The organism is Vibrio sp. Hep-1b-8 (assembly GCF_006124995.1).
Taxonomy (GTDB): Bacteria; Pseudomonadota; Gammaproteobacteria; order Enterobacterales; family Vibrionaceae; genus Vibrio.
On the sequence record NZ_QEWN01000015.1, the window covers coordinates 33,542 to 43,685 of the forward strand.

At 44.2% G+C, this 10,144-nt stretch carries 10 protein-coding genes and 3 pseudogenes; 7 read left to right on the top strand and 6 right to left on the bottom strand.

What is annotated here, in order from left to right; translation table 11 throughout:
• Window positions 1-165 precede the first annotated feature (165 nt).
• Entirely contained in the window at window positions 166-687 is a 522-nt protein-coding gene (locus DA100_RS04865; protein ID WP_138971152.1) for a DUF2058 domain-containing protein, read from the top strand.
• Between the two features lie 84 nt (window positions 688-771).
• Here DA100_RS04865 and DA100_RS04870 read toward each other — a convergent pair whose 3' ends face one another.
• Both DA100_RS04870 and DA100_RS04875 read right to left on the bottom strand, forming a co-directional pair.
• Window positions 772-984, bottom strand: a complete 213-nt coding sequence (locus tag DA100_RS04870; protein ID WP_138971153.1) for a cold-shock protein — start codon at window positions 982-984, stop codon at window positions 772-774.
• Window positions 985-1,307: 323 nt separating this feature from the next.
• Window positions 1,308-1,817: pseudogene (locus DA100_RS04875) on the bottom strand (beta-ketoacyl-ACP synthase); the annotation flags it as partial.
• On the opposite strand from DA100_RS04875, the pseudogene DA100_RS04880 reads away from it, so the two are divergent.
• Both DA100_RS04880 and DA100_RS04885 read left to right on the top strand, forming a co-directional pair.
• A pseudogene (locus tag DA100_RS04880) lies at window positions 1,815-2,711 on the top strand (FAD-dependent oxidoreductase); the annotation flags it as partial. The pseudogenes DA100_RS04875 and DA100_RS04880 overlap by 3 nt on opposite strands.
• Window positions 2,712-2,793: 82 nt before the next feature.
• Window positions 2,794-3,045, top strand: a complete 252-nt coding sequence (locus tag DA100_RS04885; RefSeq protein WP_138971154.1) for a DUF3081 domain-containing protein — start codon at window positions 2,794-2,796, stop codon at window positions 3,043-3,045.
• Between the two features lie 44 nt (window positions 3,046-3,089).
• Here DA100_RS04885 and DA100_RS04890 read toward each other — a convergent pair whose 3' ends face one another.
• On the bottom strand, window positions 3,090-3,449 hold the full coding sequence (locus DA100_RS04890) for a DUF413 domain-containing protein (RefSeq protein ID WP_138971155.1): 360 nt from the start codon (window positions 3,447-3,449) through the stop codon (window positions 3,090-3,092).
• A gap of 197 nt (window positions 3,450-3,646) precedes the next feature.
• Here DA100_RS04890 and DA100_RS04895 point away from each other — a divergent pair, with 197 nt between their 5' ends.
• Complete coding sequence (locus DA100_RS04895; RefSeq protein WP_138971156.1) at window positions 3,647-4,540, top strand: LysR family transcriptional regulator; 894 nt, start codon at window positions 3,647-3,649, stop codon at window positions 4,538-4,540.
• Between the two features lie 91 nt (window positions 4,541-4,631).
• Here DA100_RS04895 and DA100_RS04900 read toward each other — a convergent pair whose 3' ends face one another.
• Window positions 4,632-4,835 (bottom strand): hypothetical protein, encoded by a 204-nt coding sequence (locus DA100_RS04900; RefSeq protein ID WP_138971157.1) that lies wholly within the window; start codon window positions 4,833-4,835, stop codon window positions 4,632-4,634.
• A 162-nt stretch (window positions 4,836-4,997) separates the two neighbouring features.
• Between DA100_RS04900 and DA100_RS04905 the strand changes: the two genes are divergently transcribed.
• Genes DA100_RS04905 through DA100_RS04915 form a run of 3 tightly spaced genes read left to right on the top strand, consistent with a single transcriptional unit; the run spans window position 4,998 to window position 7,232 of the window.
• A complete protein-coding gene (locus DA100_RS04905) occupies window positions 4,998-6,350 on the top strand; it encodes an AlkA N-terminal domain-containing protein (protein WP_240800880.1) in 1,353 nt (450 codons plus the stop codon).
• Window positions 6,347-6,823, top strand: coding sequence for a methylated-DNA--[protein]-cysteine S-methyltransferase (locus tag DA100_RS04910; RefSeq protein ID WP_138971158.1), 477 nt, complete (start codon window positions 6,347-6,349; stop codon window positions 6,821-6,823). The genes DA100_RS04905 and DA100_RS04910 overlap by 4 nt, the downstream gene beginning before the upstream one ends.
• Window positions 6,824-6,827: 4 nt before the next feature.
• Window positions 6,828-7,232, top strand: a complete 405-nt coding sequence (locus tag DA100_RS04915) for a hypothetical protein (protein ID WP_138971159.1) — start codon at window positions 6,828-6,830, stop codon at window positions 7,230-7,232.
• Here the strand turns inward: DA100_RS04915 and nhaD are convergent.
• Both nhaD and DA100_RS04925 read right to left on the bottom strand, forming a co-directional pair.
• On the bottom strand, window positions 7,225-8,661 hold the full coding sequence (nhaD, locus tag DA100_RS04920) for a sodium:proton antiporter NhaD (RefSeq protein ID WP_138971160.1): 1,437 nt from the start codon (window positions 8,659-8,661) through the stop codon (window positions 7,225-7,227). The genes DA100_RS04915 and nhaD overlap by 8 nt on opposite strands.
• A gap of 237 nt (window positions 8,662-8,898) precedes the next feature.
• Window positions 8,899-10,104 (bottom strand): annotated as a pseudogene (locus tag DA100_RS04925) (leukocidin family pore-forming toxin); the annotation flags it as partial.
• Window positions 10,105-10,144 lie beyond the last annotated feature (40 nt).

Below are 10,144 nucleotides of genomic sequence, written 5' to 3' on the forward strand. Positions count from 1 at the left end.
GCTTGAGTCTAACAAAACAATTTTGTCGCCACGATTGGATATGAACTCTGTGAGTTATATTAGAGCCTTTATCTGGACTTAGTGAAATTCAATCACAAGACTAACCTTTATTTGGCTAGGTTGAACCGCTAAAATGGGCACAAATTGAATAGTGTTGGATGAAACATGGCAAAATTAACACTCCAAGAGCAAATGCTAAAAGCGGGCTTGGTGAACGAGAAAAAGCTTAAAAAAGCAAAGAAAGGTTCTAAAAAATCGCGTGTTCAAGCACGTGAAGTCAAAGCTGCGGTTGAAGAGAATAAACGTCAGCAACAAGAACGTGATAAAGCGCTGAGCAATGAACAGAAAGAGCAACGCTTGAGCAAAGAAATTCAGGCGCAAATTAAACAGCTGATCGAGATGAATAAAATCGATCTTAAAGACGGTGACATCAAGTACAACTTTACCGATGGCACGTTAGTAAAATCTGTTTATGTTGAGTCTTTAGTTCGTGATCAACTGGCAAAAGGGATCTTGTCGATTGCGCGTAGTGAAGAGTCTTACGTTGTGATTCCTAGCAGTGTCGCCAAGAAAATTGCATTGCGTGATGAGAGTGCGATCATTGAGCAGAATGCGCCAGCTGAAGACCTTCCAGCAGAAGATGATCCATACGCTGATTTTGTCGTGCCAGATGATTTGATGTGGTAGAGCAAAATACCGACAAATAAAAAACCAGCCACTAGGGCTGGTTTTTTTAAATCTTAAATAGATGACGCTAAGGTCAATCTAAAATTAAGCAGCTACAACGTTAGCAGCTTGTGGGCCTTTTTGACCTTGTTCAACTTCGAAAGATACGTGTTGACCTTCTTTCAGAGTTTTGAAACCTTCAGAAGCGATTGCGCGGAAGTGTACGAATACGTCAGCGCCGCCGTTTTCAGGAGTGATGAAACCGAAGCCTTTCTCTTCGTTGAACCATTTAACGATACCAGTAGTTTTGTTAGACATAATCTGTCCCTTATATAAATTGAATTAATCTTCGTTTATGCGCTGAAAATTTGAACTATTTAATGTAACAATGAAGCTAAGGGAAACACAGAGGATAACGCCGGTAACGCAGGAATTCTAAGGATTTACTTTTGACTTGCAGTTTCACTAATAACTCTGAATTGCAGAGCGAATAAATCTTACCTTATTCCACACGGTTGTAAAGAGATATTTTGCTAAAGTTGGTTGTTTTTTGTTCACATTGATATTAAAGCCCTCATTGAGGGCTTTAATTGAGTAGAACGACAACCTAAGAAAAAATCTTTTTATCACGGAGAGTTAACTTAGATCTTCTTAAAGATGATTGAAGTGTTGATGCCACCAAAGGCGAAGTTGTTACTCATCAGATATTCGACCTCTAACTCTCGACCATTGCCAGTGATGTAATCAAGGTTGCCACACTGCTCGTCAAGAGAGTCTAAGTTCAATGTTGGGCTGAACCAACCAGTGTGCATCATCTCTAGGCTTAACCACGCCTCAATCGCACCACAGGCCCCAAGAGTATGACCAAAATAACTCTTTAGAGAACTGATGGGTACCTTGCCCAGTGCGTTGGCTGTTGCGTTACTCTCTGCGATATCACCACGATCAGTGGCGGTTCCGTGTGCCGAGACATAGTCGATCTGCTCCGCTTTGATGCCTGCATTTTCTAATGCCATCTCCATACAGATTTGCATGGTTTCCATCTGTGGTTGGGTGACATGGGCTGCATCACAGTTGCTGGCAAAGCCAATGATTTCAGCGTAGATTTTAGCGCCGCGAGCCTTAGCATGTTCATACTCTTCCAGAATCAACAAGGTGTCGAAATTCGTTACAAACATGAACTGACGGCACTCGAGTTCATTGACCAGCGCTCGCTGCTTACGGTCACGGATCATCAAGGTAATCCCTATCAGATAGAAGCCGACTATGTGCTCGATGCCAGTGGCTTTGGACGTGTTCTACCAAGAATGCTCGATCTTGAAGAGCCATCGTGTCTTCCACCACGTAAAGCGATTTTCACTCATATCGTTGACAACATCGACGTTGAAGATATGGAGTATGACCGCAATAAGATTCTGATCTCTGTCCATCCTGATAATCATGATGTTTGGTACTGGCTAATTCCTTTTTCTAATGGTGTGTGCTCATTTGGTATTGTTGGTGAGCCTGAGTTCTTCGACAAGTACCCACAAGACAAGATAGAGGCAATTGAACAGCTGGCTAGTGAGGAGCCGGGTTTGGCTCGCTTGTTGACGAATGCTGAGTATCCTAACCCTGCTGGCGAACTCGGTGGTTATTCAGCCAACGTTAAACATCTTGCGATATCGCACTACGCTTTGCTTGGTAACGCGGGCGAATTTCTTGACCCAGTGTTCTCTTCTGGCGTGACCATTGCCATGAAATCGGCACACTTTGCGGCAGATTGTATTGTTCGTCAGCTCAGTGGACAGGCAGTGGATTGGCAAAAAGAGTATGCTGCCCCTTTGATGGTTGGCGTTAACACCTTCAGAACCTACGTAGAAGGTTGGTATAACGGCACCCTACAAGATGTGATCTTCTATCAGCGCCCAAACCCGCGTATTAAAGAGATGATTAGCTCAATCTTGGTTGGATATGCTTGGGATACTGATAACCCATATGTCAAAAATAGCCAGCAACGATTAGCGACCTTGGCGGAATTGGTTAGAGAAGACAAAAACGTCTAGATTTTGATACGGCTCAAGGTTCGGATTGGCTAAATAGGCCATTTCTGCTCATACTTTCAGTGTGAAATAAAGGAGGTTGGGGATGAAAAACGAACTTGATCCGAGCAAAATTCTTATGGCATATGAAACCGTTATGGCGAATGGAACGCCAACTGAGCACGGTAAAATATATGAAGGGGTGGAGGCATTCTCCGACTATGATGGCTATAACGTCTATATGCGGGGGAATGGCGTCGAGTTAAAAGTTGGTTTTCACAACACCTACCACCTCGACTATGACCAAGAACATCTGCGTGACAGCTTTCTTAAGAAAGTGGCGATGCTCGCTAAATAGACAAAGCCCTGAACGTATTGCGCTCAGGGCTTTTAATTTGGTGCTTAATCTTCTTCTACTAAGCTTGCGTCTTCTGAGTAGTCATCAGCGCCTGCTTCAGGTTTATTGCGACCATTTAGAGTATGGAAACGCTTGCGGCCACGAGCTAACTGAACATATTTAAGCCATACACGCTCAAGTTTTGATTTCGCTTTGCCTGGATGGACTAATACTTTGACAAAATGTTTCTCTTCGGCGTTTTCAGGCGTTAAATCACCAGACTCTAAGCCAAGCATAGTGTCGCCATAAAGCGTTAGAATTTCTTCCTCAGCAAGCGTAAAATCGCCAGACTTAGCGAATCCTCGTGGGAACTTAGTATTGTCGTAAAAACGTTTTTTGCCATGACGAAATTCGGTGTCAGACATTTTGTTAGCCTCTAATTGATCCTAAATGGGTGACCTAGAGCGAAAGTTAGGCGTAAAATTAACAAAAGAAAAACAAAACCTTTTTATCATTACTATTGAATAGTTTTATTAAATTTAGATAACACTTTAGTGACCTGAAGATTATAAGAATTCATCGAACTTGCTAACATTGCAAGATTGTCGGTAGAGGAAAACCAATGGACGTAAAAGTCTTTAGAACGTTTTTAGAACTGGCTCAAGTCAGACATTTTGGCAAAGCGGCAGAGAATCTGTACATCACCCAAGCGGCTGTTAGTGCCCGCATTAAACAACTTGAAAGCTACTTTGACACCCAGCTATTTATTCGAGATCGAAACAACATCAAGTTGACCTCTTCTGGTGAACGACTCATCGGTTATGCCGAAGTCATGGTGAGTACCTTACAACAGGCTAAACTGGAACTTTCGTTGGAAAGTGGCAAAGCCCTGCAATTAACTTTAGGTGGTACTGCCAATGTGTGGGATGCCTATCTTCAGAACTGTCTCAGCCTAGTGACCGATGAATTTGAAGGTTATGGCTTTATGGCTGAGATCTTGGGCCGCGAAGCATTAACTCGTCAATTGCAAGAACGCACCCTCGATATGGCTTTCGCCTTTGATCAAATTAAAGCAGATGAACTTCACTGTAAAAAAGTCGCCGATGTCGTGCTTGTGCTGGTCTCGACTAAGCAAGATGCGTTAGATACGGTATTTGAAGATAAGTATGTCTATGTTGACTGGGGGACGAAGTTTGCCTCTGAGCACGCGGAGCGTCACGCTAGAATCGCAGCGCCTTACTTACGTACATCTACAGCCAGAATTGCTTTGGAATTCATCCTTGAAAAAGGTGGAAGTGCTTACTTACCAATCTCTCTCGTCGAGCCCTTCCTAGCGAGTGGACAGCTGTTCAAAGTTCAGGGAGTTGAGGATTGGTATCGTCCTATCTACCTCAGCTATCGTAAAGCGAGCAGTTCGGTAGATGCGATTAAGCAAGTGGAAGAGTTGGTGAAAACGATTGACCCAGTCACTGCATATAGCTTGCAGCAGATGGCAGATTTTTCCGTCGCTGAATAACTCGCTTTAAATCAAAGCCTCGCTAATGCGAGGCTTTATTGTATCTATGTTGGACAAGATAGCTGCTAACGCTACCTTGCGACTACTGCTTTTAAAGGCTCATTAAGCTCTCAATTGACTCCTCAATCGTTAATTCATGATAGCGACGTATCGACTGACCATCGAAGGCATCAATTAAAATTTTGTCGATATTGATGGGGCCGTGTTGGTCAATAATGCCTAAGATTTGTTCAACATTATCGCATGTCATAGTGAGATCGCTTTTAAGCACAACAGTGCAAGAGTGTAGATGCATAGCCAACTTCCTTATTATTTTTTAAGGTTTCATCTATAACTTTAGATGAGGAAAATGGCTTCGCAATCTCATTGAGTGCCGAAAATGGCTAGTATTTATTGTTATCCGATTTAGAATTTAAATAACAGTTTGAAGCGTATCGGAAAAATGATGGCTCAGGGAATGACATTTTTGACAAAAAAAGATTGCCATAACGCGAGAATGGCAAGAGACAGCCGTTTTGATGGGTGTTTTTACGTGGCAGTGAAAACCACAGGAATCTTTTGTCGACCGATTTGCCCAGCAAATCTACCCAAGGAAGAAAACGTCGAGTACTTTTTTGATAAGGTCCTTGCATTGCAAGCGGGTTATCGACCTTGTTTACGCTGCCGCCCAGATAGTGCGCCAAGTTCTTGGGCATGGAAAGGCGTCGAGGCGACATTTCAGCGTGCGGTTAAGTTAATTGAACAAGGCGCTTTGCAACACGCTTCTTTAGTCGAACTCTCTGAGCGACTCGGGATCTCAGACCGCTATCTACGTAAGTTGTTCAGCCACTATATTGGTATGTCCCCCAAGCAATACGCGCTGTGTTATCAATTGATGTTCGCCAAGCAGTTGCTGCATACCAGCCGTCTCTCCGTGACAGAGGTTGCTTTGGCGAGTGGATTCAATAGTCTTCGTCGTTTTAATGATGCGTTTAAGCAGCAGCTGAAATTGACACCGTCCCAGATAAAGAAGGATTTGGTGGCTTGCGCAGAGACGAATCATATCGATCTCGCTTACCGAGGCCCCTTTGATTGGCAGCACATGCTCGATTTCTATCGTTTGAGAGCGATCGACGGATTGGAACGGGTGGGGGCAGACGACTATCAACGTTGCTTCGAGTTGGAAGGGCAAGCCGGTTGGTTTTCTGTATCAAACCCCAAAACGGGCATTGTAAGATTGCAGTTTAAACTCGATGATATTTCGTGCCTGAGGTCGTTGGTCAATCAGGTTCGGCGAATGTTCGATCTCGACAGTGACTTGTTACTGATCGAGAAACATTTACATGACATCGAGCCAAAGCTAATCAAGCAATCGGGTATTCGTATCCCTGGGGTTTGGAGTCCTTGGGAAGCGGGGGTCAGGGCAATTCTTGGTCAACAGGTCTCTATCAAAGCTGCCATTGGGCAATTGAACTTGCTGGCAACCACTTTGCAGCCAGATGGCGTCACGCATTTCCCCACTCCGAGTGAAGTGAACGGTGCAGATTTATCATTCTTGCGGATGCCTCAAAGCCGCAAGGATACGCTGGCAAGATTTGCTGCCTACATGACCTGTCACCCTGATGCACCACCGGAGTCCTGGCTTGAATTAAAGGGAATCGGACCATGGACGATGAACTATGCGCGTTTACGAGGCGCTTCAGAACCTAACTGTTTTTTGGAGAGTGACCTAGTGGTGAAAAAAGCACTCAAGGCATTCCCCAACCTCACTACGAATACTGTTTCTCCTTGGGGAAGCTACGCAACCTTTCATTGTTGGAGTCACGCATGACAAACTACTACACCACATTTCAATCACCATTAGGTGTCATGACGCTGCAAGCGAACCAAGAGGGGCTAGTCGGTGCTTGGTTTGAAACTCAAACGACTCAGCCAGACAGTTTGGGGATCTACACGGAAGACAACCCCATTCTTTGCCAAGCGGTTGTCCAATTGACTGAGTATTTCTCTGGCTCTCGCACCAATTTTGATCTTCCTGTTGCAGCCAAAGGCACCGTATTTCAGACTCAAGTTTGGAAGGCGCTAGTCACTATTCCATATGGAGAAACCTGGAGCTATCAGGATCTTGCTAATGCGATTGGTAACCCCAAGGCTGTTAGAGCCGTAGGGTTAGCGAATGGTAAAAATCCTGTTTCTGTGATTGTACCGTGTCACAGGGTGATTGGAAAAAGTGGTAAGCTAACAGGGTACGCAGGAGGCGTAGAACGCAAAGCGCAGCTTTTGCAGTTAGAGCAATCGGAGTAATGGAATGGTAACACGGATAAAAAGCACTGCGTTGTTGGTGTGTGGTTTATTGCCAGTCGCCCTAATGGGGTGTTCAGAAGAGAAGACTGAACGTATTCTCAACAAGCAAACGTATTCGTTTGAAGGGGTCTTCGAAAACCAGTACAACAGTGATCTGCTGGAATTTAAAGACGCTCAAGTGACTTTTATCAAGGAGAACCATCTGGATGTGATAAAAACGTTTGAAGTGAAAGATAACTATCTGACCATCCAGATGCGCAATAGCTCGAAGGAGAAGCGTGAAGACATCGTAATGCGAATTCACGGCGATAACGAGTTACTGACGTGCAACGTGTGCGCGAAATACCAGTTGGCCAGTACGTGGCAAAAGAGAGACTTCTCTCCTTTGCCCGCTGAAGTGATTAAGTAAAGAGAGCACCATTTAGCAATAGATGGGCAGCAATACTAGCCACGTAGCCCATCGCGATGACTGGCAGCCATTTCAAGTGACCAAAGAAGGTGTATTTTCCATGCGCCGCTCCCATCAATGCTACACCTGCTGCTGAGCCTATCGACAATAAGCTTCCTCCCACACCAGCAGTAAGAGTGACCAATAACCAGTTGCCCATACTCATGACTGGCTCCATGGTCAATACCGCAAACATCACTGGGATATTATCGACAATGGCAGAAAGTATTCCGACCATCACGTTCGCTAGCACCGGATCCCATTGGGTATACATGACTTCAGAGATCATACCTAAATAGCCTAGAAGGTTCAGGCCGCCAACGCACATCACGACGCCATAGAAAAATAACAACGTGTCCCATTCTGCATGAGAGACGCGTCGGAACACATCAAAAGGCACCACTGATCCTAAACGTTTTAACGCATGATCATCTCGATTTTCTATTGCCCGCGCTGCTTTTTTATGTAGAGAAGCTTTAAGGGTTTTGCGCAAGAAGAATCCGAAAAATTGCAGATAGGCGAGCCCCATCATCATACCGATCACGGGCGGAAAGTGCAGGACAGCATGAAAAGCAACCGCTGTTGCTATGGTAAGAATAAACAAAAAGACGATGCGCCTAGCTCCTCGTTTTAGCTCGACATGTTGGTGGACGACATCTGGGCAAGTCTTAGGAATGAAGAACGACATAATCAACGCTGGCACAAGGTAGTTGATGACGGAGGGTACAAACAAGGGCATGAACTCTCCAAACGAGACGTGCCCTGCCTGCCAAACCATTAGAGTGGTGATATCACCAAATGGACTGAAGGCACCTCCGGCATTGGCTGCGATAACGATGTTGATACAGGCTAGATTAATGAATTTGGTATTATCGCCTGCAACTTTCATTACGACTGCGCACATTAGCAGTGCGGTGGTCAGGTTATCGGCGATCGGTGAAATAAAGAAGGCGAGAATACCGGTTAGCCAAAAGAGTGATTTAAAGTTAAATCCTTTGCCGACCATCCAAGCCTGAAGTGCATCGAACAGCCGCCTCTCTTCCATTGCGCTGATGTAGGTCATCGCAACTAACAAAAACAGCAATAACTCCGCATACTCAAGCAGGTTATGTTCCAACGCAGCCTTAGCAACTTCAACCTGATCGTATTGGGAATAGACGTAACCAATCATTGCCCAGATTAAGCCTGCGGCAAGTAATACAGGTTTTGATTTCCTTAGCTGCAGGTACTCCTCTAGCATCACCAAGGTATAGGCGATAGCGAAGATGATGAGCGATGCATAACCAATGGTGGATTGGGTTAATGGTAAAACTTGTGTGTTCGAGGAAGCAGCAAATGTTGAAAAAGGTAGCAAAAAGAGGGTGACAAAAAGGGACCACTGCAATTTCATACTTTCACTCCTTGGAAAGCTGATTGTTGTTATCGTAAAACTATTCTAGAGAGGATTTAGCTGTGGTTATGTGAGATAAGTTGGATCCGATTGTATTCATTAAACATTTGTGATCTAAATGTTTGTTTTTTTGTGGCGATAACAAGTAGAGTCATTGCTTATAGAGGAAAAGATCCCCCCTGACATTAGAGTCAGGGGGGATCTTTTTGTCTGTAGTGTAACTTATATGGCGAAATATTAGTTAAAGAGGTTGGTAAAAGAAGTCATCGTCCTTACACTGACTTGTGAGTCGTCATAGTTATATAAACCGAGATTACCTGTGGTTTTATCGTGTCCAAGCTTTTGGTCAAAAAAGACATTGTTCAGGTTGTCACTGTTTTCTAACCACTCCCAGCGCTGGCTTAATTTCATCGCACAGGGCTGCAATCTACCCAGTGACTCTCCGTCGAGACATTTCTTGTTGGTTGTGCTCACGTAGCGACCAAACTGATCATAGATAAATGATTGTTGAGCACTATTAGAAAGACAATTGCGCGTGCTTAGCGTACCGTTGCTACTCGTTTGAATACATCGGTTATTAAAACTCGCAAGTTGTAGATTGACAGGTCGACCTCCCGTAAATACAGGGTGTGTCCAATCGACGGTGAAGCTGGTGTTAACACCAACTCTTCGGCGTGGAGTGTCTTCAAAACTATGGTAGGAAAAGTGATTACCAAAGAAGTAATAGTGGTAATAACGCCCGTGATAGAATGGACGCATGTTGACCGAAGACTCAATTGTAAAGCGTGTGGTTCCTGTCTCGTTTGCATTGGCTTTATAGATAACATCCATTTTTGGGACAAAACCTGAGTACGAAATCGGGCTTATACGGTTGAGATCAACAGGATATCTATCCCATACAAACACTGTATCGGTTCGTTTGTTCATCAAAGAGGCTGCGGTCCGAAATTGCTCTCGGTTCCACTTGAAAGTTATGTTTCTTGGCCCATTGGTGTTACGTTCAACACGATAATCGGACGTGTTAAAGGTTAGCCAACGGCTCTGATTATAACTCGCTTTAGCTTCTAGTTTTCTCTTAGCGTTTTCTAAGTTGCCGGATATCCCCAGTTCGAAACCAGATACTTCTCTTACTTCATATTGTGAGTTGATGTTGGATCTGGGGAATGTTTTTAATACCTGCGCTTTGCTATTCGAAGCATTAAATGTGAATCGATAATCTTCAGCGATAGCGTCAGTTACCCATTCTGTGTCGTAAGCATTTGACGTAGCTGACGTCCGATTGTATGTCCTATGAGTATCGAGTTTATTGTTCAGGTTAATTCCAGCGCCGGACGATTCGTCATCTAAGCTAATACGAACGATTTTTGCGTCGGGAGTTGCTGAACCTGTTGTACCATATTGCAATGAACGTGCGAGACTAACTCGATAAATTAAAGATATATTATACCCCTGATCATTGAAAATGCTTGATTTTATTTAGAAT

Coding starts and splice junctions, on each gene's coding strand:
- DA100_RS04870 (WP_138971153.1), bottom strand. CDS start 984: ATGTCTAACAAAACTACTGGTATCGTTAAATGGTTCAACGAAGAGAAA.
- DA100_RS04910 (WP_138971158.1), top strand. CDS start 6,347: ATGACAAACTACTACACCACATTTCAATCACCATTAGGTGTCATGACG.
- DA100_RS04885 (WP_138971154.1), top strand. CDS start 2,794: ATGAAAAACGAACTTGATCCGAGCAAAATTCTTATGGCATATGAAACC.
- DA100_RS04905 (WP_240800880.1), top strand. CDS start 4,998: ATGACATTTTTGACAAAAAAAGATTGCCATAACGCGAGAATGGCAAGA.
- DA100_RS04865 (WP_138971152.1), top strand. CDS start 166: ATGGCAAAATTAACACTCCAAGAGCAAATGCTAAAAGCGGGCTTGGTG.
- DA100_RS04915 (WP_138971159.1), top strand. CDS start 6,828: ATGGTAACACGGATAAAAAGCACTGCGTTGTTGGTGTGTGGTTTATTG.
- DA100_RS04890 (WP_138971155.1), bottom strand. CDS start 3,449: ATGTCTGACACCGAATTTCGTCATGGCAAAAAACGTTTTTACGACAAT.
- DA100_RS04900 (WP_138971157.1), bottom strand. CDS start 4,835: ATGCATCTACACTCTTGCACTGTTGTGCTTAAAAGCGATCTCACTATG.
- DA100_RS04895 (WP_138971156.1), top strand. CDS start 3,647: ATGGACGTAAAAGTCTTTAGAACGTTTTTAGAACTGGCTCAAGTCAGA.
- nhaD (WP_138971160.1), bottom strand. CDS start 8,661: ATGAAATTGCAGTGGTCCCTTTTTGTCACCCTCTTTTTGCTACCTTTT.